Below are 26,251 nucleotides of genomic sequence, written 5' to 3'. Positions count from 1 at the left end.
AATGCTTTGAGGAAAAATATTTTTGGGTTTCTGGTTTTATAGTCTATGGTTGATAGCCAGGTGGTTCATGGTTTTCAGGTTTACTGATCATAGCAGATGGCTTTCCAGACCATGATCTGTGAACCATCAGACCATTAGCCTTTTTCACTTTATGCCTTTCCTTCTAAATTATCAATCATCCCTCACTATCCCAGTCGTATTTTTCCAGATCGCGGTAAGCTTTTCCCTTAATTATTTCTTTCTTTTTCGATGATTCTGAATCTACCCTGGTTTCGTGAATATTATCGGCAACTTCGAAGTGGAAATCCTTGTCTTTTTTAGAATGATAGATCGATACCTCATCGCCGTCGGAAATCGCGTAGTCATACGGTCCACGGGCACTCATTAGCTTTACAAACACGGGTAAACATTCGAAAAAGATAAACAGCAGGCCTATAAAGGTAACTGCCATTGCGGTATTGTTATCGCGCGAGCCATCAACATTAAATTTTAACTGCCCTAAGGCCCAGTTTCGATCTGCAAAGCCGGCAATATCCGATAAGCTATCCAGTTGTTTTTTGGTGTATAATTTTTCGGTAAGCAAACCATCAAATTCTTTACGTTTATCTACAAAACCTTCAGATTTATTGATGGCAGCTTTAAGTGAATCCAATTCTGTTGTGCGTTGTGCAATTTCGGTTTCTTTGCGTTTAGCATAAGGGCCATATCCCATCACTCCTGATGTTTCTGTTGTTTTATTGCCAAAAATCTCAAAATTCAGTTTTTGCCTATCTGCCTTGATGCCTTTCTCGAGCGAATCTCTGGTGGCTTTTTGTTGGTTTAATCTGCCAAACTCTACCTGGTATTTTTTCTCGAAAGCTTTGTTTAAAGTATCAATTTTAGCGCGCTGGCCATTAAGGTAACTCACTTTTAACCGTTCTTTAATCTCCTTATCAAAAATTTTAAGCTCAATCGGTCTCGATATTACCATACCAATCATTATGGCCAGCAAAATACGCGGTGTTGCCTGTAGCAGCTGTTTATTGGTAGTTGCGCTTTTATTAATACTCGATACGATGTAGCGGTCCATATTAAAAATGGCAGCTCCCCATAAAAACCCGAAAATGATTGCAAAAATTACGGCCACATCATCGCCTTTAAATACAAAATACATGGCGTAACCGCCAGAAAGGGCTGCAAATAAGCCTGTAAAGAAGATGGTGGCACCAATGCCTGTATATTTATTTTGTTCTGAAGGATATTTTTCCAGTGTCGGTATATGAGCGCCAGAGCAAAACCAAAAGAAACGGTTCAGTTTGTCCATTTATAACTATTTATAATTAAACGCTTAAGGGTTTAAGTTGTTACAGTTTTTGGCAAAATTTTATGGCATTTTTTTGATGGGAAGGGTAAAATTGATTTTCCTATATTTGCATAAATACATTTAATAAAATGAAAGAAATATCGGTACAGGAACTAAAAGAGAAAATCGATAATAAAGAAGATTTTCAATTGATTGATGTTCGCGAAACATTTGAATACGAAGTTTCGAACCTTGAAGGGGAGAATATCCCTTTGGGTGGAATTTTAATTGAGGCTGATAAGGTGGCTAAAGATAAACCTGTAATTATTCAGTGCCGTAGTGGAAAAAGAAGTGCGGCAGCTGTAATGCAGTTGGAGCAACAATACGGATTCGACAATCTTTATAATTTAAAAGGTGGTATTTTAGCCTGGCAGGAAGCTTTTGATCCAAGCATGCCAGTTTATTAAGGATAACCAATAAACAAATTCCAATTATCAAACTTTTGCAAATCGCGAATTAAACCTTTGTTTTTTGCCATACAGGTTTGATAATTGGCTATTGCTACTTGCTCATTATTAATTCATTTAAAATACAAACCTTCCAGTTGTGGGTAAAAAATTTGCATTAAATATCTTTTATAATTTAGCCATAATCCTTTCTATTTTCGGATTGGTTTGGTGTTACAATAACCATAAATATCTTCCTGCCGGATTTTTAGTGGGGGTTACCTGTTGCCTGTTTTACTTCAAGTATCAGCTTACCAAAGACATCAGAAAAAGCTTTAAGGAAAAAGATCAGAAGTAATACCCTCCAGGCCTAAACCAGGCAGATCATTTAAAATATACCTGCCGTTTTCAAAAGCCGGATCTGTAAAAGGATTATTTGTGGTCAGCCAAGGCCCGTCCAAATCGGCCCAATTGCATAATGGGGCCAAAGCGGCTGCAGCTAACGTAGCACAACTGGTTTCGCTCATACAGCCGATCAGCACCTTCATCCCAAAAGATCGTGCCTTCAAAATCATTTGATGGCCTTCGTACATGCCGCAGCTTTTCATCAGTTTAACATTTATGCCATGGTAGGCACCTTTTAGTTTATCCATATCGGCCAAACGCTGTACCGCTTCATCGGCTAACAGAGGGATCGGGCTACGTTCGGTTAACCAGGCATTTCCATCAAGGTTGTTTTTATCCATCGGTTGCTCAATTAGTACCACACCCTGTTGATGTAACCAATAAATTAAGTCTATAGCTTTGATTTTATCCGCCCAACCCTGGTTTGCATCTACATACAAGGGCACATTGGTCATGCTACGGATGGTGTTGATAATTTCCTGATCATTATCCCTTCCCAATTTAACTTTGATAACTTTAAAGGCTTCAGCATCTTTCAGTTTTTCGCGGATGACCTCCGGAGTATCAATCCCGATGGTATAAGAAGTTACCGGCATTTTAGCGGGTTCAGCGCCATAAATTTGGTAACAGGGTTTGTTAAAAAGTTTCCCCTGGATATCATTAAAGGCGATATCGATGGCGGCTTTAATTGCTGGCTGTCCAGGTGCAAGGCTATCCAGGTAGGCAATAATTTCTTCAAAATTGAAAGGAAACCGGATGTTGTTCCAATCTACAAGGCTTAGAAAGGCCGCAGCACTTTCATAACTTTCGCCCATATAAGGCACCATGGAGGCTTCTCCATAACCTGTTACCCCTTCGTGTTCTACCTTTAGTAACATTAAAGGTGTGCTGGTTCTGGTAAACTTCGATATCGAAAAAGGATGTTTTAATTCTAATTCAAATTGCTTGCAACTAATCTTCATTATCAATCGTCTTCTAAATAAATAGGGCAATTATCGTTTGGGAAATTATCTTTGTTATTAACGCAATTACCACTGCCATGAAAAACAATTCAAGATTACGGTATTTTATTTATTTATCCTTAATAATTATTGGAGGATGTACCACAGGAAAAAAAGCCTTACAAAAGGGTGATTATGATGCTTCTGTTGCAAAAGCGGTGAGCAGGCTGCAAAACTCGCCAAAAAACAGCGAAGCCAGGGAGGTATTAAAATCGGCATACGATTTAGCCCTGCAGGATCATTTAAGGAAAATTGAAGAAGCAAAAATGTCAAACGATCTCTTCAGATGGGAATCAGTAATGTATGATTATCAAAAAATCAATCAATTGGCAGATGACATCAATAGTTGCCCGGCCTGCTTAACCATAGTTCCAAGTCCTTCAAAGTACCTTAACGAGCTTGCCGATAGTAAATATAATGCCGCAGCAGCACGATATAATTCCGGTTTAGGTTATTTAAGGGAAAATAATCGCCAGGCGGCTAAAAAGGCATATTACGAATTTGAGAAAACACAAAACCTACAGCCGGATTACAAGGATGCCAAAACCAAAATGGAAGATGCCTATTGGGCAGCTGTTGCCAGGGTAGTAGTGCAGCCGATTATCGTAAAGAGCGGTATGTATAAATTAAGTGCCGATTATTTTCAGCAACAGATTGATCAGTTTATTGGAAGTTACGCCAAGAATAAGTTTGTAATATTTTATGGCGAAACACAGGCCACTGAGCAGAAAATTGTTCCCGATCAGGTATTAAGTTTAAATTTTGATGATTTTGTGGTGGGGCAAACCTATGTTAAAGAAAGGGTTGAGAAGCTAAAACGTGATAGTGTGGTAATTGGCGAAACCCGCGATAAAAAGCCGGTTTACGGCACGGTAAAAGCCACATTAAGCATTTTTGAAAAAAATATATCGTCCTCGGGTTTGTTGGATATGAGCATAACCGATTGGAAAACGAGGAAACTTGTACGCCAACAGAAATTTCCGGGAACATATGTTTGGAAAGACAGCTGGGCAAGCTATAAAGGAGACGACAGGGCATTGAGTAAACAACAACTGGCCATTACCAGGAGAAAAGAAATACTGCCACCACCACCAAATGCCTTGTTTTTAGAATTTACAAAGCCGATTTACAGCCAGTTGGTTGATGATATTAGTTATTATTATAATAATTATTAGCATTACGTTCTTTTCAAAGAGACCAAAAATTCGTCAAGCTGAGCTTGTCGAAGGGCTTTCTTGAATACGCTTTAAAGTTTTTCGACAGGCTACCTATTGACAGATCTGTTAGAAAGGTCGTCATTGCAAGGAGGAACGACAAAGCTATCTTTAATGCTAATGATCTTTACCATAGAGATTGCTTCGTCGGCTGAAAAAGCCTTCTTGCAATAACGACAACCTGAGGAGATTAATCTTTTAAGTGCTCTTGTTACTTATTTTGATTTTTATACAAATAAATTAACCCTCAGGATGACAAATTTAAAAGCGGTGTTTTCTCAACTAAAAAACAGCGAAATGGAAGTCGCTATACTCCTCGGCTAAAGCGAGCCTTGAAAATTGGTTCTGTTGTAATCCTTTCGTTAAAATATAATATCGGTACAAGGCCCTAAAAATATAATGGCTAATATTGTACCGATGAATACCGGCTTATACAATCCTTTCCAAAATTTCGATTTTTTATATAAAATCTGCTTTTTAAGTGGCAAAACGTTCAATTCGCCTGTTTTGCAGGTTCCGTTAATCCCTAAATGGCTGTTGGAGCAAGCTGGTTTAAGTGGCGAAGAGCAGATCCAGTTTTTGGATGAAAGTATCCGTTCGTACAACACTTTGGTTATTCCGGTAAATAGCGAGGTGAATGAACAGTTTTTAACGCCGTTGGAAGATAAGATTGAAGCTGCGTTTGCAAAAGGCTATGATGCGGTATCCGCATTGCCAGAACTTGATCTTTTTAATTGGATCGGCAAGTTTTTATATGGTTTTGTATATATCGAAATGCACTCAGCTTTGCGCAAAGAGATGACTGCCGATGGATTGAATATGTCGCAATCATTAATGATGAAATTTGCCAACCTCAATTTCATGATGCAAAACCTGTTTACCAGTCTGGAATTTGAAGATTTTTCACCATGGTCTATCACGGTAGTGAAATTAGAAAACGGAGAAACGCCATTCAGTTTCCGCGATGAGATAAATACGTTGACTTTCTCATTGAAAATGAAAGATTTTGGCATTATTGCTTGCTTACAAGATAACGGAACCAATAAACGTTACCATCAGGATATTATTAACGAAATAGCGGGTAAAGCATTAACGGCCGAGCAATTTGAAGAACTTAGTGCACGTTTTTATTACTCGGCTTATCTTTTTAACCGTTTACCCGAATATACTTTTATGCCTGTTGAGGGTACCACTTACATCGAAGCAATGCCATTACGCGGAAACATGACCAAACCGCTTTTTGATGTATGGCAACATAAAATATATGCGCAGGTGCTGGAGAATTTCTGGAAACCATGGGGTTATGTGGTGTTCGAAATTATCAAAAATCCTGATGAGCCGATGAGTTTCTTCGAGAATCCTTTTTTACCTGCTGCGGGCTAATCAATTCAGGTCGTTAACCCGAATTCATTTCAGGGACTATTAATATGAAAGATCCTGAAATAAATTCATCATGACGGTCGCGTGCGGAAAAAACCATCATATATCGCAAAGGATTCCCGTTTTCAGGGGAATGACGATTCTTCCTAGAGGATATTATCTTCCTCCTGTTAACATCGCAATAAAATTCTGCAAAATACCCGGAACGAATATAATGGTGAAAATCAATCCTGTTAAGGCACCAAAAAAGTGTGCATCGTGGTTGATGTGATCTCTTGAGTTGCGGGATGCATAAGCACAATAAATTAGATACAAAATTCCAAAAACTACAGCAGGGATTCCAATGGGAATAAACATGATATAAATTTTAGACATCGGATTAAATAAGATATAACTAAAAAGCACGGCACTGATTGCCCCTGAAGCACCCAGACTATTATAGTTGAAATTATCTTTATGTTTAATTACAGTAGGTAAATCACTTAATATTAATCCCAAGAAGTACAATAAACCAAATTGCCAGCTCCCCATTAAGCGCTCTAGTGTAAAAGCAAAAGCATAAAAGGTAAACATATTAAAAAACAGGTGCATCCAATCGGCATGTACCAAGCCGCTGGTGATTAAAGTATATACATTTTGTCCTTTTGATACCGTGTAAGGATGCAGCATAAACTTTCCATAGATCGAATGATCGTAAAAAGCGTACAGGCTTGTAATAATGGTAAAAACAAAAATTACCGAGGCAACGGGTGCAATATTAAAGTATTCCATTGGGTTATTTTAAATCAAGTTTTATGGCTGTAACCAAACGGGCTACCGGGTATCTATTGTGTGTTTTTTCGTAATAATCAGAATTTTTATACACAAATTCAAGTTGTGCGGCACCGTTCTTTGCAAATTCGGGATCTGAAGCTTTTTTCGCTTCCAGTTTATTTTTTAAATCCGGATTGTTTTTAAGCAGTTCCGTTGCCGTATCTTCAAAAACATAAGCAGAATAATGTTCTTTCATATCTAAAACAGAATCGAAAAAGTTCCAGTTAAAAAATGAATCAGTGGCCTGTGGCTCCAATGTTTCTACAATATAACGGTTACTGGGTTGATTAACGTACACTACAAAATCGCCGGCGTAGTATTGCTGGTTTTGTGGCACAGGGTTAACCTTAACACCTGAATGAAGGTAATGCCCTTCGTAAGGCCTTGTTCCGGTTTTAAAATCGCCGATATAATAACTTTCTACAGCAATTTTCTGATCTGCTTCCAGCTCCTGAACCTTAACATTGTTCAGCTTTAGCAAGGCAATTACACGGTCCCATGCTTTTGGTATAATATAGGCAACAGGCTTTTGTACAACAATGGCGGGTTCGAACTTATTCCATTCTTTAATGGTTTTGGTGTAAGGTTTGTTGCGGTCGTAAAATAAACGGTCGGCACCACTTACAGTACTTGGCTTCTGCCCCGCCTCAAAACCTTTAAAAGTAAGGTCGTTTACTTCGCTTTTGTTCAACTTCCAATCTAAAGGAAATTCTTTTTGTGTACTGACTAGTTCATCTGCCTTGCGTTTATTTTCTCCGATAATTTTGGCATCGCGTGCTATTATTCCGATATAATTCTGCAACAACTTATAGGTAGCATCCACACGTAAATCATATGATTTTAACATATGCGTTTCAGGCATAAAACCAATGGCGTTGTGCAGGGTTGTATATCCTGTTGAATAACGTGGTGGATCGATAAATCCTGTTATTCCCGTTTCCGGGGTTTCTCCGATCGAATTTACATAAGGGATCATCGGGTAGCCCATTTTCTCCATCCCTTTGTAAAGATCTGGCACCAAAGTTTGCGTTAAATATGCTGAAAGTATTGGGTTCAGCTTATCTTTCTGGGTAGGAATAAGCGTCATTACGTATTGGTAATCTGCGCCATTGCTGGTATGGGTATCTACAAAAATTTCGGGCTGCCAGGTATTAAAAATGAGTTGAAAAGCCGCTGAGTTTTTTGAATCAGTTTTAATGAAATCGCGGTTTAAGTCTAGATTTTTACTGTTCCCCCTAAAGCCATAAGCAATGGGGCCATTTTGGTTTGCTCTAGAAGTGCCACTTCTGTTAAAACTGCCATCAATATTATAGAGTGGAATGATACAGATGACCACATCTTTTGGAATTTTTTTTCCCTTTAGCAGGTCGCGGGCCAGCATCATTGATGCATCTATGCCCTCGGGCTCTCCCGGGTGGATTCCGTTATTGATCAATAAAACTCTTTTATTACTTTTTTTAATCGCTGATGGGTCAAAAACCTGATCATGTGATAACACCAATAAATGCAATGGTTTGCCAAAGTCGGTATTGCCATAGGTAAGCAGCCTGGCCTCAGGATAAGTTTTAGCCAGATTTTCGTAGTAAGCTATCGCTGCATGATAAGTTGTGGTTTCGGTTTTACCACTTAATTCGAAAGGGGTTTTCTGTGCAGTTGCTTTTAGTCGCATAGCGAGCAAACAAAACACGAAGAATTTTCTCATGCTTTAAATCTAAGAAATGAAATGCTTATTAAAGCGTTTTATGGTAAACTTTAATCTTTCCGAACATGTACCTAAAGCCGATGGTATAACTATTGTAAACATCCGGAGAGTAGTTTTTAAACTTGGTGCTTGAATCGTTATAACCATCCAAACCTTCTCCGAAAGTAAAGTTAGATTGCGCATTGATATTGATGATGTACCGCATATAGCCATAACCATCGTTGATATAATAATTAAAACCGAAGTTTAAAGGCACCAAAAGGTTCAGACTTTTATCTTTTCCCGGAAAAGGGCCATAACCCGGATCGTAAGCTGCCCAAAGTGGTTTATAACGCACAATATCGGTAATGTTATTGTTAACAACACCTACACCTACACCAGCATACAAGCCTCTGATGTTGTACAGAAATTCACTTTTATCGTAATCGACAACTTCGCCAAGCATCAATTTTACATTCGCTGAAATTGCTGAGTACTGATTTACAAACTGGCGGTTATGCAGATCGGTTTGAACATTTCCTCCCTGAACCCTTCCTATCTGTCCTTCCAAACCTATGGTTACAAAAGGTGTAATATGATAATCGAAAACACCGTAAGCCGTGTAACCAATGCTTCCTTTATATACATCTGTATATGATTTGTTTACGCCTCCTCCAAAGCCGTACGACATTTTAAAATAATTGGATTGGGCAAAAGAAAAACTTCCTGTAAAAACAAGCAAAAGGGATATATATGTAGCTCTCAGCAAATTTAAAATCATATTGTTTTTTTACAAAAATAATATGTTTATCGAATATCCATAACTTTTACCTTTGAATTATGAGCACTTACACCAACTTTAACAAATCTTTAGAACAAAGATTTATAAAATATGCAAAAATTGATACCCAATCGGATCCAGATTCTTCTACTTGCCCATCAACTGAAAAGCAAAAGAACCTGGCAAGGGAATTGGTTCAGGAATTATTGGAAATTGGGCTAAATGATGCAGAAATGGATGATAACGGGTATGTTTATGCCACTATTCCTTCAAACTCAACCAAAACATTGCCGGTAATATTCTTTTGTTCGCACATGGATACCTCTCCCGATTGCAGTGGTGAAAACGTGAAGCCGATTATACATGACAAGTATCAAGGGCAAGACCTCATATTGCCTGATGATAATAAAATAGTAATAAAATTATCAGCGCACAAAGATCTACAATACCAAATTAGCAATGATATCATTACTGCAAGCGGTACAACGCTGCTGGGAGCCGATAACAAGGCTGGTTTGGCAGAAATTATGGAAGCAGCTGCTTTTTTGATGAAAAACCCTGATGTAAAACATGGAACAATTAAAATTCTTTTTACCCCTGATGAGGAAATTGGAAGAGGTGTAGACAAAGTGGATTTAAAAAAACTGGGTGCCGATTTTGGTTATACCATTGATGGAGAAACATTGGGTTCCATTGAAGATGAGACTTTTTCTGCGGATGGTGCTACCCTTAAAATCTATGGCGTGAGTACCCACCCTGGCTTTGCAAAAGGAAAAATGGAGAGTGCGATAAAAATTTTGTCCGAAGTTTTAGATTCATTACCGAAAGATGCTTTAACTCCGGAAGCTACAGCACAAAAAGAAGGTTTTATTCATCCGGTAAGCATTAGCGGACAAGTGGAGGAAGCCGAAGCACAATTTATAATCAGAGATTTTACCGACGAAAACCTTGCCGCACATGGTCTGTTTTTGGAAGAAACAGTAAAAAAAGTAATGGCTAAATATCCAAACTCCAGCTATAGCTTGGCAATTAAAGCCCAATACCGCAATATGAAACAAATATTGGATCAGCATCCTAAAATTGTTCAATACGGAATAGAGGCGATAGAAAGGGCTGGTGTAATTGCTAAACAGCAGAGCATCCGCGGGGGTACCGATGGATCGCGGCTTTCTTTTATGGGCTTACCTTGTCCTAATATTTTTGCAGGTGAGCATGCTTTTCATAGTAAACAGGAATGGGTAAGCGTACAGGATATGGAAAAGGCGGTTCAAACGATTATAAATATTGCCTGTATTTGGGAAGAGCGCGGGTAGTGATAGCAATTTGGGGTTGGCTGTTTTGACTTTGGAGCTGTATCCAAGTGCAAACGCCCAACTCCAAACTTAATAGAAGGCTTGCCCGATATCCAGTCTGTTTATTTTTCCTTCTTTATTGAACTGAAATTTAAAGAAGGTTTTGAAATCACCCCATTGGTCGGAATGAAAGTTGCCATACACATCCAGGCCATTGTTTTCAACTTTATCAATATTGGTAAAACGCTCATGACCCAATGCTTTTTTAAAGAAATTGTTAAATTTCATCTGGTTTCCATCATCATAAAAGGAAATATCTGAGGCAAACAAAGGAAACCAGGTTTTTTCATCTCCTTTTTGTAGCGCAGTTATAGCGGCTTTCACTTTTGTGTTCGATAATTTTGATAAATCTATCGCCATGGTTTTCTGATTTTTAGCGGTTTAATCCGCTTGATAATATAAATAAAGAAGCTATTAAGCTTTTTTGAGCTTAAAATTTAGCTAGAAGCTGTGCATACATCATAAACAGCGCAACAACGATAACTGCTTTTTAAAATTTTAATGGCCATTGTTGGAGATTTTTGTCGTGGACTATATTTTAAGGTGATCATCAAAATTAATAAAAAAGATGTTTTTAAAGTACATCTTTTTGTTAATTTAGGGGGCAATGATAACTCTCGAAAACGATTATATAAAAGTTAGCCTGGCGGCTAAAGGTGCAGAACTTCAAGGTCTATTTAGCAAGGAAACCAACCTGGAATATTTATGGAATGCCAATCCAAAATATTGGGCAAAGCATAGCCCGGTTTTATTCCCGATAGTGGGCTCATTAAAAAATAACAATTTCAGTTATCAAGGCAAGCATTATGAGTTGCCACGGCACGGTTTCGCCCGAGATCATGTTTTTAACATCGAGAAAACAAGTGAAACCGAAGCCACTTTTACCTTAACCCAAAATGAAGATACCTTAAAAGTGTATCCTTTTTATTTTGAGTTGAAACTTAAATACCGTTTGATTGATCGGAAACTGAATTTAACATATGAGGTAATCAATACCGGAACAGAAACCCTTTTATTTTCCATAGGCGCACACCCTGCATTTGTGGTTCCTAATACGCCAAATACCGTTTACGAGGATTATTATCTTGCTTTCAACGCCGATGAGAAATTAACTTATTGGAAGTTGGAAGATGGTTTGGTGGCAAATGAAACCCAGGATATTGAACTTGGCAGTCATAGGTTAAACCTAACACATGATCTGTTTTATAATGATGCACTGGTTTTTAAAACCCTGCAAAGTAATTGCATCAGTTTGCTGAATACCAAAAATGATTATGGACTGCATTTCCATTTTGAAGATTTTCCTTTCTTTGGCATTTGGGCCGCTACTGATGCTCCTTTTGTTTGTTTAGAACCTTGGTGCGGCGTTGCGGATGGCGTTAACCACAACCAGGAATTAACAGATAAGGAAGGCATTGTTAAGCTTGGAGCACTCGAAAGTTGGTCGCGTTTCTGGGAAGTTGAATGTTTTTAGGCTGATCTTTTTATTTTCAGTTTAGTACTTATCAGCTTTATTTACTCAGGCATTTTTTTGTGGAAAATGGGGTTAGTTTTATAGGGATTTTACTGCCATATCAGGGTATTTTTACCTTTTAATTTGTTGTTAATGCGTTGATAACTATATTTATAACGTTAAAATTAAATCAACGGGACGATTTAGATTAAACACAAGGCCTTTCTGCAATGGAAGGCTTTTTTAATAAAAAAACACGCTCTTAAGAAGAACGTGTTTCATTGAACTTTAAAATTATCATTGGGACGATTGAGAAGTAATTCAAATGAATTGTTTAATACCCTGATACAAATATGAAAAAGATAGCCGAAAAGTTTCCGTTCAGTTTTATTCATCTGTAAAATAATACCTTAGCTACATATGTGATAAAAGTGAATAGCTGCTTCCCCTGTTATTTATCAGCCACTTTGTTTTAATTCCGTCTCAAGATTACAGATCATTAATCAATTTAAGAAGCACTAAGCATTGTTGATCAGACTGATAATCTGCTCAAAGTTTCTCTGGTAACGCCCAAATATGAGGCAATAAGGGTTTTAGAAATTCTTTTTTGTAAAGTTGGGTATTGGTTGCGCCATTGTTTGTAGCGCTCGCCCGCATTATTGCTCAACAGTGCGAGCACCCGCTTTTGCAAGGCCATATTGCCGGTGGTGTATTTTTTCCTGAAAAAGTATTCCATTTTTCTCGAGGAGGCACACAACTTCTCCTTGTTGTCGAATGAGATAGAAAGCGTTTCTGTGTCTTCGATGCAATCTACATTTAGTGTTGCAGGCGTTCCGGTATTAAAAGCATTAGGATCTGAAAACCACCATTCTTCCATGGCCAATTGTAAAATATATTCTTTGCCTTCGTGGTCGGTATAAGAAGATTTTACAATTCCTTTCACCACAAAATGTTCACAGCTGTTTACTTCACCTGCCTGAATAATATATTGGTGCTTTTTATATTTCCGCCTGGTGAAAAAAGATTTGGCATGTGCAAATTCCTCATCTGTTAAACAAACGATCTGATCAATATGCGCCCTTAAAAAATTTGTTTCCATGTTTCCGTACAACAAAACAAATGTAATATTTCTTGCAGATTTATATACTCCCTGTATCTGATCAGCCCGCTATGCGTGATAATGGTCACAATAAAATAGTGATGTATGTCCTTTGTAAAAATTACAACTTGCTTTAGGTTTGTAAAACACAAAGACACAAAATCAACCACAAACACACAAATGAAACTTAAATTATTAGCCGCAATCTGCGTATTGTTCTCCTTAAATTTACAAAAATCAGCAGCACAAAGTCTTGCCAAAATGAACTCGTTTAATGAGCCTGAAAAGTGGGAAATTAAGGATAAAAATACTTTCAGCATGTTTGTTCCGGCCAAAACAGATTATTGGCGCATTTCACATTATGGTTTTACTGTTGATGATGCTCCTTTTTATTATGCTACCTATGGTGGTGAATTTGAGGTGAAGGTAAAAATTACGGGGAATTATGTAACCACCTTCGATCAAATGGGCATTATGCTGCGCATCAATGAGGAAGAATGGATAAAATCTGGTGTAGAATTTGTAAATGGAAAACAGAATGTGAGTGCCGTGGTTACGCACAAAACCAGCGACTGGAGTGTAGTAGAGCTATCGCAGGCGCCTACATCTATATGGATGAAAGCGGTTAGAAAGCTGGATGCAGTAGAGATTTTTTATTCGTTGGATGATAAAAAATATACCATGCTCCGTACCTGCTATTTTAAAGATAATGCGCCGGTAATGGTTGGCCTTGTGGCTGCCTGCCCGGATGGAAAAGGTTTTAACGCCACATTTGAAAATTTTAAGGTAACCCCTACACCTGATCAGCGCAGACTGGATTGGGCAAAAAAACAGCAGAATTAAGATCAATCAACTTATTTTATGGTCATCATGAGCTTGTTGAAGTACATAAAAGTTTTTCGACAAGTTCAGACTAACAACTTATTGGCACTAAATCTTTGCCAGTGCGTTAACTACATCTTCAAAACCTGGCCGGTTTGATGGCAATAGGTCTAAGCAGGCATCTTTTATGGCTGTAAGATCGGCTAATACTTTTTTGTTTGCAGTATCCTTAGCTAAACATAACAGGTCATCAAGCAGGTAACCATAAGCACTTACCTCAATCCTCTCCAGCAAGAAAGCGGTTTTATTAGCTGTTCTATCGTAAAAACTTGCTGCGCCAAAATCGCCAAACAACGTGCTGCCCTGCTCATCAATCAGGATATTGTGTGCATATAGGTCGCCATGCATTATGCCTGCCTCATGTAATTGTGCAGCTAATGAGGCAATGGTTTTGGCAATGCTTAACAGCTGCTGTTCTGTCAACTGCATTTCAGCCGGGAAAACATCTCTTGTACAGCTTTCGAGACTCGGTGGATTGCCCAGGTTGTAAAAATGATGAGGAATAAGATCCATCACCAGGCCTTTCTTATCTTCAGGATGGTGTGCAATCTGCCCGATCAGGTTAACAAGGCCCGGATGGTATCCGGCAGCAATATATGCGGTCATTTCATCCTCTGGTAATCCATCACTGGTTACACTGCCCTTAAAAATTTTAACAGCCACTTCACTCGTTTCATCACCAATGGTTCTGCTCGCTTTTGAGATAATGCCAGATGCGCCTTCACCTAACAAATGACTGATTTCTAAATCGTGCCAATTGATCAATGAAAGTGTTTCAACAGCTGGGGTTTTACTAAAATTATTGCCAGAAAAAGCTATCCATGATAGTTTCGGCATTGTGCTTATCCATTTTGGTAATTCATGGAGTTTATTTGCTGCTATCCTAAGTAAACCCAGGTTTTTGCAATTGGCCAATTCTTCGGGCAATGTTGCTAAACGGTTTCCCGATAACATTAATTTTTGCATGCGTGTACAAAGCCCAATTTCTTTTGGTAGATCGGCGATATTATTATTGGTTAAAATCAACCAGCGCAAATTTGGATTAATGGATTTTGAAGGCACAGTTTTAATCTGATTGGATTTAAAACCCGCAATATCCAACAAAGGGCAATCGGCAAGTACTTCCGGTAAAACGGTAAAAAGGTTTTCAGAGCAGAAAAAAATCCTCAACTTTTTTAACCGGCCGAAATCTGTAGGTAGTGTACTCAGCTTATTAAAAGAAAGATCGAGCACTTCGAGTGTATCGGCGAGCTCAAATATTTCCTGCGGAAAATCTGTAAGGTTTTCCGAAAGTTTCAAAGATACTGTTCCTTTAAGTTTACCGCTTTGTAGCGCCAACAGGGTTTGCATAGGTATGAGGTTTAATATTTTGGAACGAAGATAGGCTATATGACTCGTTTTAATAAAGATCGGCTGTAAATTGATGGTGTTTTCTACCGCTATAAGGAAGTTTTGCATTTTGCATAAGGCGGTAGGTGTGGATGGATGGATTAGCGTGCAGGTTGAATACCTGGGTTGATAAATATAATATGTGTTATATTACTATATAAGTAGTTTTTTTATTTATGTATGTCTGCAATCCGCACAATTACCTTATACTTGTAAAATCTATGAAGAAGAATGTAGCTTTAAAAGTGAGTTTCTTTTTCTGTAAAAGATATTATTATTTTTAAAGTTCGTCATGAATTTATACGCCCATCGCCTTTATCTCATCCCTTTTTTATTCTGCTTTTTATTTTCTGCCTGTAAAAAATCAGAAGTGCCAGAAACCCCAGTCATACCCGCTATTACAATATCGATAGAGCCAGGTGAGGTAAAACTCGCAAACGATAGTTTTTTTGGTGCCAGGTTAACCGTAAAAATTCAAAATTTACTTTCTGGCGAGTCTGATTCAGTTGTTTGGAGTTCTGAGAACCCAAGGATTGCCAGGGTAACGGATGAAGGTGTCGTTTGGCCCGATGCCGCTGGAGAAACTTATGTTTTAGCTACATTGGTTAATGGTAAAGGCGTAGCCAAATGCAAGGTTGTGGTTACCGACGGCAACGACTATAAATTTCGTTTGGTGCTCAAAGACAAAGGACAATCGAATTTATCGATCAATAATCCAGAATCATTTCTTTCTCCAAAAGCAATTGAACGGAGACGTAAGAGAAACATCCCAATCGATGCGTCAGACTTACCAATTTCTCCCGAATACCTAAAAGCAATACAACAGGTGGGCGGCACTATTGTAGCTAAAAGTAAATGGCTGAACACTGTAAGTGTAAATTGTACAGATGAATTCTTAATCGACAAATACAAAGCGCTGCCCTTTGTAAAAGAGGTAATTCTGGTGTGGGAAGGAAAGAGAAAAGAAGTAACAACCGCCTCTAAGTATGTAGATGTGCCACAAATTGGTGCTAACCGTACTCCAGGCGCATCATTAAATTATGGCTCAGCATTAACCAATATTAGTATTAATAATGGCCAGGCATTACATAATAAAGGTTTTAGAGGGGAAGGAATTGATATTGCGGTGATCGATGCCGGCTTTATTAACTTCAAAACTAACCCTGCTTTAAAAAATGTAAATGTAAAAGGGGCAAAGTCTTTTGTGTACGAAAATGATAATCCTTATAGTGTAGACAGTCATGGCATTTGGGTAACCTCATGCATGGCCACCAACCAGCCGGGCAACTATGTGGGTACCGCTCCGGAAGCAAATTACTGGTTGCTGCGCAGTGAAGATGAGTCTACCGAATATCCTATCGAAGAAGATTATTGGGTAAATGCTATTGAGTATGCCGATAGTGTTGGGGTAGATATTGTTAACTCATCTCTTTCTTATTCTACAGGTTTTTATTACCCATATACGCGATATAAGTTTGAAGATATGGATGGGAAAACGGCTTTAGCAACACGTGGTGCTAATGTAGCAGCTAGTAAAGGCATTTTTATTGTTAACTGTGCCGGGAATGAAAACACTTGGGTAGGTACCCCTGCCGATTCCCCTCACGTACTTACATTAGGGGCTATTTACAGCAACCTGAAAATTAGTGCCTTTAGTTCTTGGGGCGTCACGGTAGATGGCAGGATGAAGCCTGATGTAGTAGCTTTAGGTGGTACTGCAAGTGTAATTAATGAGAGTGGGAACAGTGAAACACGTAGTGGAACCTCGTACGCCAGTCCGATTATGTGTGGCTTGGCCGCATGTTTATGGCAAGCATACCCTAAACTTACCAATGAGGAGCTTATGGAGGTTATTAGAAAGTCTGCAGACCGTGCTGGAAAACCGGAAGTTCCATTCGGATATGGCATTGCTGATATGCAGAAAGCGATGGACCTAAGCAAAACAATCACTGCATCAAGATAGATTTTTGTTCGAGAGAAAGGGAGCGAAGATTGGGGAATGAAAAATTAGTGTTTTAATCACCAGGATTGTCATCCTTAACGCAGTAAGGGATCTTTTCCGGACATTACGCTAATTGGAAAAGACCCTTCGTAAACAGTTATTGACAGACTCCGCTAAAGGACTCGTTATCAGATAGCTATCGGATGATAATACCTTCAGGAGATTTGTTTCTCTAAAATTTTTATGCCATCTCTATATTAGTCTTCATATCATATAGATTTTATCTATACTATTTTTTATTTGCTTTAGAAATTTAATCCTATATATTTACAAAAAAACTTTAGGGGTGCCTACGTGCTGAGAAATACCCTTTGAACCTGATGCAGTTAGTACTGCCGAAGGGAAAAGTGAAAGCAATACCATTGCTGTCTTTTCGATCCCCAATACGGGGCAATCTCTATAGTTTTTCCAAATTTTTTAATATGGAAGTAACTATAAACAATCAGAATCATTCGCTAAAGGAAACCTGTTCCATCGAACAGCTATTTGCTACTGTTCTACTTTTAGAAACCGACGGACTTGCCATTGCGGTAAATCAAAACATCATTCCCAAATCGGGCTGGGCTGGCCATCTGTTAAGTCATGGCGATCAGATTATACTCATAAAAGCCACGCAAGGGGGGTAAAAGAACGAGTGAATGTATGACTTTCAATTCATTCTTTACATCTCTTATATCCCCATTCAATCATTCAATATTCAAACTACCACATGAAACAAGAAAAAACACCAAACCAGGAAGTCATTAGCCGCAGTCCTTTTCCGGCATCACGAAAAATCTTTGTTCCCGGAAAAATCCACAATATACAGGTAGCCATGCGGGAGATCAGTTTAACAGAAACAAAAATCCACAACGGTTTTGGCCTAACCGAGCCTAACCCACCGGTAACCGTTTACGATACCAGCGGCCCATATACCGACCCTAATGTTATTATTGATGTTAAAAAAGGGTTGCCGCGCTTAAGGGAGCAGTGGATTAAAAACAGGCTTGATGTGGAAGAGCTTCCGGTGCTTTCTTCTGTTTACGGGCAGCAGCGTTTGGCTGATGAGAAGCTTGATTCGCTGCGGTTTAACTTCACCAATAAACCTTATAAAGCGCAAGCAGGTGCCAATGTATCGCAAATGCATTATGCTAAAAAAGGCATTATAACGGCCGAAATGGAGTATATTGCCATCAGGGAAAATCAGCAGATTGATCTATTGAACGAACAACTAGGCAGCCAACACGAGGTAATGAACCATCAGCACCAGGGCAATAGCTTTGGCGCCAATACACCAAAAGGATACATCACCCCCGAATTTGTAAGAACAGAGGTAGCTGCCGGACGGGCAGTGATTCCTTGCAACATCAATCACCCGGAGCTTGAGCCGATGATTATCGGGCGAAATTTCCTGGTAAAAATCAATGCCAATATTGGCAATTCGGCCGTTACCTCAACTATTGAAGAAGAAGTAGAAAAGGCAGTTTGGGCCTGCCGTTGGGGTGCCGATACAATTATGGACCTTTCAACAGGAAAAAATATTCACGAAACCCGTGAATGGATTATCCGCAACTCTCCGGTACCCATCGGCACCGTTCCGATTTACCAGGCCTTAGAAAAAGTAAATGGAAAAGCAGAAGATTTATCCTGGGAAATTTTTCGCGATACCCTTATTGAACAGGCCGAACAGGGCGTAGATTATTTTACCATTCATGCTGGCGTATTGCTCCGTTATGTGCCATTAACCGCCAAACGAATTACCGGTATTGTTTCTCGTGGCGGATCCATTATGGCCAAATGGTGTTTGGCACATCATAAGGAGAATTTCCTGTACACTCATTTTGAAGAGATTTGCGAGATCATGAAGGCTTACGATGTTGCATTTTCGTTAGGGGATGGATTAAGACCAGGCTGTATTGCCGATGCAAATGACGCCGCACAGTTCTCAGAACTCGAAACACTCGGCGAACTCACCAAAATTGCCTGGAAACACGATGTGCAGACCATTATTGAAGGCCCGGGCCACGTGCCTATGCACCTGATTAAAGCCAATATGGAAAAGCAGCTTGAGCACTGTTCTGAAGCTCCATTTTACACCTTGGGTCCGTTAACCACTGATATTGCGCCGGGTTATGATCATATTACCTCGGCCATCGGGGCTGCCATGATCGGTTGGTTCGGTACTGCCATGCTTTGTTATGTAACCCCTAAGGAGCATTTGGGCTTGCCGAATAAAAAAGATGTAAAAGATGGTGTAATTACTTATAAAATTGCTGCCCACGCGGCCGATTTAGCCAAAGGCCATCCCGGTGCGCAATACCGCGACAATGCCTTAAGCAAGGCAAGGTTCGAATTCAGATGGGAAGACCAGTTTAACTTATCACTCGATCCTGATACCGCAAAAGAATTCCATGATGAAACACTGCCTGCTGAGGGTGCTAAAATTGCACATTTCTGCTCCATGTGCGGCCCAAATTTCTGCTCTATGAAAATTACGCAGGATGTACGCGAATATGCTGCAAAACAAGGTGTTGAGGCAGAAGATGCTTTAGCCAAAGGGATGCAGGAAAAATCAAAGGAATTTACAGAAAAAGGCAGCGAAATTTATTCTTAAGCCATTATGGAACTGATTGTAATTGCTAAACCAACAATTTTTAAGCAAGAAAGCCTTCTGATAAACCAACTTTTTGAAGCAGGTTTAGCGGTTTTTCACTTGCGGAAAGAAAATGCTGATGAAGCTGCCTATCGGGATATTATTGAGGGGATTTTACCCGAATACCATCCGCAGATTGCCTTACACCATTACCATACACTGGCCAAAGATTACAACATTAACAGAATTCACCATACCGAAAGTTTCAGAAAAAACAGAGGTGAGCAGGAATTGCCTCAGAACTTTATATTCAGTACCTCTATCCATCAGTTATCAGCTATCGGTGCCATCCAGCAATATAAATACAGCTTTTTCGGACCAGTATTCAACAGCATTTCCAAGCCGGGTTATCAAAGTGTTATCCCATCAGGTTTTCAATTGGAAAAGAAGACCGGTCAACCTAAAATCATTGCCCTTGGAGGCATTGGCATAAAGGAAATCGGTGTGGTAAAGGAAATGAATTTTGATGGGGTTGCCCTACTTGGTTCCATTTGGAATAACCTTTCGGAGGCGTTAAATACTTTCAAAAAAGCACAGCTCGAATGTCAAAGCTACACTCAAAATCTTTAAAAACGTGAACATGATTCAGCCATTACAATATATCTCACAAGCCCCTCAAACTGGAACCCATATAGATGCCATTGAGCAGGTGCTTAAGGCTGGCGGCAAATGGATTCAGCTCCGCATTAAAAACAGTTCGGAAACTGAGATTCTCCCTTTTGCCAAAGCCGCGCAGGCATTATGCGAAAGTTATGGAGCCAAACTTATTATAAATGATTATCCTCACCTGGCCAAGGCGGTGGGTAGTTATGGTGTGCACCTTGGTTTGCAGGATATGCCCATTCTGGAAGCGCGGAAGATTATCAATCCGGAACAGGTTATCGGTGGTACGGCCAACACATTCGAGCATATACAGCAAAGGGTAGCCGAAGGGGCAGATTATATTGGTTTGGGTCCATTCCGTTTTACCCGTACTAAAGAAAATCTGAGTCCGATTGTAGGTTTGGCCGGTTACCGGAAATTGATGGAAAAAGTTCGTCAAGCTAACATAAAAACGCCAATTGTGGCCATTGGAGGAATTGAAGCGGCAGATATTCCGGCAATTCTAGAAACCGGAATTTACGGAATTGCTATATCGGCTGCACTTACCAACCAGATTCAAACCTCGGTTGTGCTAGAGGAAATCAACAGCAAATTTAACATCCATTCGCATTAAAATTACAGATATGTTAACAATAGCAGATCAAACATTTAGCTCCAGACTTTTTACCGGAACCGGAAAATTCAGTTCGGCAAGGGTGATGGAAAGTGCATTAATCGCTTCGGCTTCCGAACTGGTTACCGTTGCGCTTAAACGTGTAGATTTAAAAGGTAAAGATGATGATATCCTCCATCACCTTAAACATCCGCATATCAATTTATTGCCCAATACCTCTGGTGTGCGCAATGCGAAAGAAGCTGTTTTTGCAGCTCAACTCGCGCGCGAGGCCTTGGAAACCAACTGGATTAAGCTCGAAATTCATCCCGATCCGAAATACCTGATGCCCGACCCGATTGAAACGCTGAAAGCGACTGAAGAACTGGTTAAACTGGGTTTCGTGGTACTTCCATACATTCATGCCGACCCTGTTTTGTGTAAGCGTTTAGAAGATGTAGGTACCGCTGCTGTAATGCCGCTCGGATCGCCCATTGGTAGCAATAAAGGTTTAAGAACCATTGATTTTTTAGAGATTATTATTAGCCAGAGCAGGGTACCTGTTATTATTGATGCTGGTATAGGCGCACCATCTGATGCCGCAAAAGCCATGGAGATTGGCGCCGATGCAGTGTTGGTAAATACCGCAATTGCCATCGCTAAAAACCCAACTGCTATGGCTACCGCATTTAAACTGGCTGTAGAAGCAGGTAGAATGGCCTTTGAAGCTAAACTGGGAGGCCAGCAACAATATGCAGCAGCAAGCAGTCCACTAACCGCATTTCTTGATGAATAGCTTTAACAACATATTCGAATCCTATAATTGGGACGATACCAAGGCCAGTATATATGATAAAACTGCAGCCGATGTAGAAAGGGCATTGAGCAATTCGCAACGCAGTCTGGATGATTTTAAAGCCTTGATCTCGCCTGCTGCAATGCCTTATTTAGAGGATATGGCACAGATTAGTCAAAGGCTAACCTTGGATCGCTTTGGGAGGGTAATCCAAATGTACATTCCGCTTTATCTTTCCAATGAGTGCAATAACATTTGTACTTATTGTGGGTTTAGCTACGATAATAAAGTGAGGCGAAGAACCCTGAACCCTATGGAAATTATGCAGGAAGTAGCCGTAATTAAGGGCATGGGTTACGAGCATGTTTTGCTGGTTACAGGCGAAGCCAACCAAAGTGTGCATACCGATTATTTTAAAAAAGTTTTGGATCTGATCAGTCCTCATTTTGCCCATATCTCTATGGAGGTACAACCGCTTGATGTAGAAGATTACGAAACGCTGATTCACCACGGCCTGAATACCGTTCTGGTTTACCAGGAAACTTACCACCAGGACGATTACCGCAAACACCACCCCAAAGGAAAAAAATCCAATTTCTTATACCGTTTGGAAACACCTGATCGATTGGGGCAGGCTGGAATCCATAAAATGGGGCTGGGTGTACTCATCGGACTGGAAGACTGGAGGACTGATTCTTTTTTTACGGCCCTACACCTATCCTATCTCGAAAAACAGTATTGGCAAAGTAAATTTAGCATCTCATTCCCCCGGCTGCGGCCTTTTAGCGGTGGTTTAGAGCCTAAGGTGGTAATGAACGATAAGGAATTGGTACAGTTGATTTGCGCTTACCGCTTATTCAATAGCGAAGTAGAACTCTCAATATCCACCCGGGAAACAATGGCTTTCAGAAACCAGGTAATTAAGCTGGGCATTACCGCTATTAGTGCAGGCTCTAAAACCAATCCAGGAGGATATGAAGTAGAGCCGCAATCATTAGAGCAGTTCGAAATATCTGATGAACGCTCCGCGCAGGAAATTGCAGCCATGATCAGAAAGCAAGGTTATGAACCGATCTGGAAAGATTGGGATATGAGTTTAATTAATAAAAAATGCTGATAAAGGAAGAATTAAGCCGTTACAGCCGGCAAATGATCTTACCAGAATTGGGTTTGGCCGGGCAGGAAAAGCTTAAAGCGGCAAGCGTGCTGGTAATTGGTGCCGGCGGATTGGGCTGCCCGGTTTTGCAATACCTGGCTGCGGCTGGATTTGGCGAAATTGGCATTGTGGATGATGATATGGTGGAATTGAGTAATCTGCACCGACAGATTTTATATAACCATACCGATATTGGCCAGCCAAAGGCAAAGGTGGCGGTTAAAAAACTTACACTACTTAATCCGCATGTTAAGCTTAAGGCTTATGCTGAACGTTTTACCGATGAATGTGCCATAAATATTTGCAGGGATTATGAGTTGGTGATTGATTGCTCTGATAATTTTAGCACCCGTTACCTGGTAAATGATACCTGCCTAAGCTTGGATAAAACACTCATATTTGGGTCGATATTACAGTTTGAAGGGCAAATTGCTGTATTTAACCACTTTGGTAGTGTTAATTATAGAAATCTTTATCCTGCTCCACCAACCGAAAATATCAACTGTGTGGAGGGTGGTGTAATTGGCCTGCTGCCTGGTATTGTTGGTTTATACATGGCCAACGAAGCATTAAAGTTAATCACCGGTATCGGAGAAACCCTATCTGGAAAGCTGATGACTATTAATGCGCTGAATAATTCTGTTATGGTATTTAACATCGCATCAGAAAAGCAAGCAGAAACCAGTGGAATAAATGTTTTAAAAAAGGGCGATTCGATAAAAGAAATCGACAAAATAACGTTGAACAATTGGCTCGAAACAAATTCAAAAGAAGTTGTACTGATTGATGTGCGCGAGGATTTCGAACATGAAGATTACAATATCGGCGGGATCAACATTCCATTATACGATCTTGAAAACTCAATTGAAACCATTCCAAAAAGTAAAACAATTGTCTGCTATTGCCAAACCGGACAAAGGAGTAAAATGGCTGCACAAATATTGAAGAAAAATTACACAGGTGAGGTCTACAGCCTTAAAAATGGAATCTGATTTTTGAGTTTAAAGCGACTGTATCGTTAATTTAAGATACAATCGCCAGAAATATGCTTACTAAAAATCAATTGAGAAACCCCCGCCAAGTACAAAACCTTTATCGAAATTTGGCGGAAGCTCACCTGCTGTATATTTCACAGCCACCTTGGTTTTGGTGCCCGGCCCTAAGTTAATTTTTAAAAGTTTTTCAATCCTGATCATATAAAAATAATTCCAGTCTTTACCTGCATTTTTCAGCAATAAATTACGGTCAAGGTCATAATATGAGTCAAATAAAAAGGCAATGCGTTCGTTTCCTGAAAATATTCCTGTTTCCCATTCTGCTTTGAGGTTCAACCTGTTCATAAATTTAGCATCATCAAGTAAAGGCGCAAGGCTGGTTTTGTTTGCTCCGGTTACATAATCATAGCCTACTGATAAATCCAACTGCCTTGGATTGTTGTTTTTAGCTGCCCGAAGTAAACCAAAAGGAAAATCGAGAAATGCGCTGAGGTAGGAAGTAGAAACAGAAAGCTGCGGACCAAATGCAAAGTCGGAGTTTCTGAAATCCTGTGTGGTTTCGTGTTTGGCATGCAAATTAAACGAAAGCCATAAAGGCGAAGCCACCTGAGCTGCTAAATTTCTCGCTTCATCAACAAGTGGATCTTTGCCCGGAGGCAATTCGGGATCATCTTCCGCTGAGAGATCAATAGGCGTCCGCGGGCCGAGTTCTTTCCCTTTTACGTGAAAAAGGGGTTGCCCTTCCAATTTAATTTCGGAGATTAAGCTGCTGTTTTTATTTTTATCTTCAGCTACGGTTACAAACCCCCTGCTGCCTAGTGATAGATTTAATTTATTGATTTTAGCCGGATCATGTCCGAGCAGATTCCGATCTAGTTGAAATTGATAATCAATCCCAAACGAGCCTTTTTCAGGATCAATAAATTTCAGATCAACCTTTAATCCATATTTATCAAAAATTTTAAACGAACTTGATTTTTCCACAATGCTTTTTTTTGCTGTGGTATCGGCATTTTTATTTACCTGTGCAACTGCCAAACTTCCAAAGCCAAGGCAGGCGATCATTAGTAAGGCCTTTTTCATTTCTCTTCCACTTTGTTTTCTGTTTCAGTTTTATCGCCCGGAAAAATGGCTTTATCCGCCCAGGTATTGATCATCGATTCGTTGGTTTGCGCATCATTATCTAGGTCTACCAGGATATCATCAAGGCCAAGTAAAACACTGTAATGATCTAAAATTTTATTAAAATTATAGGCAAACCTGATTTTTGATCTTTTTATAGCGTCAGGATTTATTCCCCAATTCATGTCTTTAACCTTTGCCGCTAAAAATTCATCCCAGGCGTCAAATGGATTTACATCATCAAGCGGATTGTCTGACACTCCGAAATAAGTGCGTTTGATAAAACGCCTTTTTTTTTCAATTAATTCTGATTGGTTCATGGCTTTTTTAGGGTTTAATTCAAGATGATAAGAACGTAATTGAAAGAAGGCTGTATAAGAGAACTAAATTTACATATTATGTAGTTGAAGATCAAGACCAAATGATTATAATTATCGCATTTAGAATTATACTGATTTGTGTTAATTTTTTTTTATTATCAAACACTAGAACAGTTTCTATGCTTACAACTCAAAAACTCGGCTCAATCTTTGCTCCTACCGAAATTTAAATTTTATAAGGAAACCCATTTAGATTATGAACAAATTACAAGCACTATCCCAAAAATCTGGATTCGCGATTTTAATCCTCTTCACGCTTTTTTTCTCGGCTTGCTCCGAAACCCCTGAACGTTTTTTCGACATTGCCATCCTGAACACCAACATGATCAACGATTTTGCCAGTGCCGATCTCGCTCGTCATATTAACGACGAAACCAAAGAATATCCTGATATTCCATCCAGTAAAAAGAAAGGCAACGAAGCCGTTACCAGTCTCAACAACAAAATATTATACCTTGAACAATCACTGGAAAAAGTGAAAAAACTTTCAGCATCGGGAGATGAAGAAAAGGAAATTAAAAGTCTTTCGCAGCAATTGTATGAAAGAGTGATCCCTGTTTATAAAAACGAATACATGGCCTTTGCTAAACTCTGCGACAGTAAGGGCAGCGAAACGGCGAAAGATGAAATGATTAAAAGCATCGACCAGAAATATGGTGCCCAATTTGAACAAAATTTTAATGCACTGATGGAAAAAGGCAAAGTGTATGCACAAAAACACAATATCCAGGTAAACTGGGCCCAATAAAATAAAACATGGTTTAACCCAAGTGTGAACATTTGAGTTAAACCATT

The 26,251-nt window shown here is 39.5% G+C and carries 26 protein-coding genes and 1 riboswitch; of the genes, 16 read left to right on the top strand and 10 right to left on the bottom strand.

Annotated elements, in window-relative coordinates; translation table 11 throughout:
* Positions 1-175 precede the first annotated feature (175 nt).
* Positions 176-1,303 (bottom strand): DUF4407 domain-containing protein, encoded by a 1,128-nt coding sequence (locus ASE74_RS00395; protein WP_055902722.1) that lies wholly within the window; start codon positions 1,301-1,303, stop codon positions 176-178.
* 128 nt (positions 1,304-1,431) lie between these two features.
* Between ASE74_RS00395 and ASE74_RS00390 the strand changes: the two genes are divergently transcribed.
* Positions 1,432-1,749, top strand: coding sequence for a rhodanese-like domain-containing protein (locus ASE74_RS00390; RefSeq protein WP_029277953.1), 318 nt, complete (start codon positions 1,432-1,434; stop codon positions 1,747-1,749).
* 139 nt (positions 1,750-1,888) lie between these two features.
* Complete coding sequence (locus ASE74_RS00385) at positions 1,889-2,086, top strand: DUF6358 family protein (protein ID WP_055902719.1); 198 nt, start codon at positions 1,889-1,891, stop codon at positions 2,084-2,086.
* Here the strand turns inward: ASE74_RS00385 and ASE74_RS00380 are convergent.
* Positions 2,064-3,095, bottom strand: a complete 1,032-nt coding sequence (locus ASE74_RS00380) for a dipeptide epimerase (RefSeq protein WP_055902717.1) — start codon at positions 3,093-3,095, stop codon at positions 2,064-2,066. The two genes, ASE74_RS00385 and ASE74_RS00380, sit on opposite strands and share 23 nt — an antisense overlap.
* Before the next feature lie 77 nt (positions 3,096-3,172).
* Here ASE74_RS00380 and ASE74_RS00375 point away from each other — a divergent pair, with 77 nt between their 5' ends.
* Both ASE74_RS00375 and ASE74_RS00370 read left to right on the top strand, forming a co-directional pair.
* The gene (locus ASE74_RS00375; protein WP_055902715.1) at positions 3,173-4,309 is read left to right on the top strand and encodes a hypothetical protein; all 1,137 of its coding nucleotides are present in this window, start codon (positions 3,173-3,175) and stop codon (positions 4,307-4,309) included.
* Positions 4,310-4,747: 438 nt separating this feature from the next.
* Complete coding sequence (locus ASE74_RS00370; RefSeq protein WP_082458592.1) at positions 4,748-5,731, top strand: hypothetical protein; 984 nt, start codon at positions 4,748-4,750, stop codon at positions 5,729-5,731.
* Positions 5,732-5,884: 153 nt separating this feature from the next.
* Here the strand turns inward: ASE74_RS00370 and ASE74_RS00365 are convergent, their stop codons facing one another.
* Genes ASE74_RS00365 through ASE74_RS00355 form a run of 3 tightly spaced genes read right to left on the bottom strand, consistent with a single transcriptional unit; the run spans position 5,885 to position 9,003 of the window.
* Complete coding sequence (locus ASE74_RS00365) at positions 5,885-6,499, bottom strand: rhomboid family intramembrane serine protease (RefSeq protein WP_055902711.1); 615 nt, start codon at positions 6,497-6,499, stop codon at positions 5,885-5,887.
* 4 nt (positions 6,500-6,503) lie between these two features.
* A complete protein-coding gene (locus ASE74_RS00360) occupies positions 6,504-8,243 on the bottom strand; it encodes a M14 family metallopeptidase (protein WP_055902709.1) in 1,740 nt (579 codons plus the stop codon).
* 28 nt (positions 8,244-8,271) lie between these two features.
* Entirely contained in the window at positions 8,272-9,003 is a 732-nt protein-coding gene (locus tag ASE74_RS00355) for a hypothetical protein (RefSeq protein ID WP_055902707.1), read from the bottom strand.
* A gap of 59 nt (positions 9,004-9,062) precedes the next feature.
* Between ASE74_RS00355 and pepT the strand changes: the two genes are divergently transcribed.
* Positions 9,063-10,316 (top strand): peptidase T, encoded by a 1,254-nt coding sequence (gene pepT / locus ASE74_RS00350; protein ID WP_055902702.1) that lies wholly within the window; start codon positions 9,063-9,065, stop codon positions 10,314-10,316.
* 69 nt (positions 10,317-10,385) lie between these two features.
* Here pepT and ASE74_RS00345 read toward each other — a convergent pair whose 3' ends face one another.
* Complete coding sequence (locus tag ASE74_RS00345) at positions 10,386-10,715, bottom strand: hypothetical protein (protein WP_055902699.1); 330 nt, start codon at positions 10,713-10,715, stop codon at positions 10,386-10,388.
* A gap of 247 nt (positions 10,716-10,962) precedes the next feature.
* Between ASE74_RS00345 and ASE74_RS00340 the strand changes: the two genes are divergently transcribed.
* On the top strand, positions 10,963-11,829 hold the full coding sequence (locus ASE74_RS00340) for an aldose 1-epimerase family protein (RefSeq protein ID WP_055902696.1): 867 nt from the start codon (positions 10,963-10,965) through the stop codon (positions 11,827-11,829).
* Positions 11,830-12,340: 511 nt separating this feature from the next.
* Here ASE74_RS00340 and ASE74_RS00335 read toward each other — a convergent pair.
* Positions 12,341-12,907, bottom strand: coding sequence for a Crp/Fnr family transcriptional regulator (locus ASE74_RS00335; protein WP_055902691.1), 567 nt, complete (start codon positions 12,905-12,907; stop codon positions 12,341-12,343).
* Between the two features lie 180 nt (positions 12,908-13,087).
* On the opposite strand from ASE74_RS00335, the gene ASE74_RS00330 reads away from it, so the two are divergent.
* A complete protein-coding gene (locus tag ASE74_RS00330) occupies positions 13,088-13,750 on the top strand; it encodes a DUF1349 domain-containing protein (protein ID WP_055903076.1) in 663 nt (220 codons plus the stop codon).
* A gap of 87 nt (positions 13,751-13,837) precedes the next feature.
* Here ASE74_RS00330 and ASE74_RS00325 read toward each other — a convergent pair whose 3' ends face one another.
* Positions 13,838-15,139, bottom strand: a complete 1,302-nt coding sequence (locus ASE74_RS00325; RefSeq protein ID WP_055902688.1) for a leucine-rich repeat-containing protein kinase family protein — start codon at positions 15,137-15,139, stop codon at positions 13,838-13,840.
* A gap of 331 nt (positions 15,140-15,470) precedes the next feature.
* Here ASE74_RS00325 and ASE74_RS00320 point away from each other — a divergent pair, with 331 nt between their 5' ends.
* From ASE74_RS00320 to moeB, 8 genes are all read left to right on the top strand, one after another.
* On the top strand, positions 15,471-17,141 hold the full coding sequence (locus ASE74_RS00320; RefSeq protein WP_055902686.1) for a S8 family serine peptidase: 1,671 nt from the start codon (positions 15,471-15,473) through the stop codon (positions 17,139-17,141).
* 311 nt (positions 17,142-17,452) lie between these two features.
* Positions 17,453-17,541, top strand: a riboswitch (TPP riboswitch).
* 61 nt (positions 17,542-17,602) lie between these two features.
* Positions 17,603-17,806, top strand: a complete 204-nt coding sequence (gene thiS, locus ASE74_RS00315) for a sulfur carrier protein ThiS (RefSeq protein WP_055903075.1) — start codon at positions 17,603-17,605, stop codon at positions 17,804-17,806.
* Positions 17,807-17,889: 83 nt separating this feature from the next.
* Positions 17,890-19,773: a phosphomethylpyrimidine synthase ThiC gene (gene thiC / locus ASE74_RS00310; RefSeq protein ID WP_055902684.1), complete on the top strand. Its 1,884-nt coding sequence runs from the start codon at positions 17,890-17,892 to the stop codon at positions 19,771-19,773.
* 6 nt (positions 19,774-19,779) lie between these two features.
* The gene (locus ASE74_RS00305; RefSeq protein WP_055902682.1) at positions 19,780-20,382 is read left to right on the top strand and encodes a thiamine phosphate synthase; all 603 of its coding nucleotides are present in this window, start codon (positions 19,780-19,782) and stop codon (positions 20,380-20,382) included.
* A gap of 10 nt (positions 20,383-20,392) precedes the next feature.
* The gene (locus tag ASE74_RS00300) at positions 20,393-21,028 is read left to right on the top strand and encodes a thiamine phosphate synthase (protein WP_055902679.1); all 636 of its coding nucleotides are present in this window, start codon (positions 20,393-20,395) and stop codon (positions 21,026-21,028) included.
* Between the two features lie 10 nt (positions 21,029-21,038).
* On the top strand, positions 21,039-21,803 hold the full coding sequence (locus ASE74_RS00295) for a thiazole synthase (protein WP_055902676.1): 765 nt from the start codon (positions 21,039-21,041) through the stop codon (positions 21,801-21,803).
* Positions 21,796-22,920, top strand: a complete 1,125-nt coding sequence (gene thiH / locus ASE74_RS00290) for a 2-iminoacetate synthase ThiH (protein WP_055902673.1) — start codon at positions 21,796-21,798, stop codon at positions 22,918-22,920. Before ASE74_RS00295 ends, thiH begins: the two co-directional genes overlap by 8 nt.
* Positions 22,914-23,951: a HesA/MoeB/ThiF family protein gene (gene moeB, locus ASE74_RS00285; RefSeq protein WP_055902670.1), complete on the top strand. Its 1,038-nt coding sequence runs from the start codon at positions 22,914-22,916 to the stop codon at positions 23,949-23,951. Before thiH ends, moeB begins: the two co-directional genes overlap by 7 nt.
* A 60-nt stretch (positions 23,952-24,011) precedes the next feature.
* Here moeB and ASE74_RS00280 read toward each other — a convergent pair whose 3' ends face one another.
* Together ASE74_RS00280 and ASE74_RS00275 are read right to left on the bottom strand one after the other, a co-directional pair.
* Positions 24,012-25,037, bottom strand: coding sequence for a hypothetical protein (locus ASE74_RS00280; RefSeq protein ID WP_055902667.1), 1,026 nt, complete (start codon positions 25,035-25,037; stop codon positions 24,012-24,014).
* Positions 25,034-25,396 carry a hypothetical protein gene (locus tag ASE74_RS00275; protein WP_055902663.1) on the bottom strand — a complete coding sequence of 121 codons (363 nt, stop codon included), beginning with the start codon at positions 25,394-25,396 and terminating at the stop codon, positions 25,034-25,036. The genes ASE74_RS00280 and ASE74_RS00275 overlap by 4 nt, the downstream gene beginning before the upstream one ends.
* Before the next feature lie 256 nt (positions 25,397-25,652).
* Between ASE74_RS00275 and ASE74_RS00270 the strand changes: the two genes are divergently transcribed.
* A complete protein-coding gene (locus tag ASE74_RS00270) occupies positions 25,653-26,204 on the top strand; it encodes a hypothetical protein (protein ID WP_055902661.1) in 552 nt (183 codons plus the stop codon).
* Positions 26,205-26,251: the final 47 nt, after the last annotated feature.

Origin of the sequence: Pedobacter sp. Leaf216, assembly GCF_001421515.1 — a bacterium.
Classification (GTDB): Bacteria; Bacteroidota; Bacteroidia; order Sphingobacteriales; family Sphingobacteriaceae; genus Pedobacter.
Note: the sequence above shows the minus strand (reverse complement) of the source record. Positions and strands in the feature narration are given on the sequence as shown.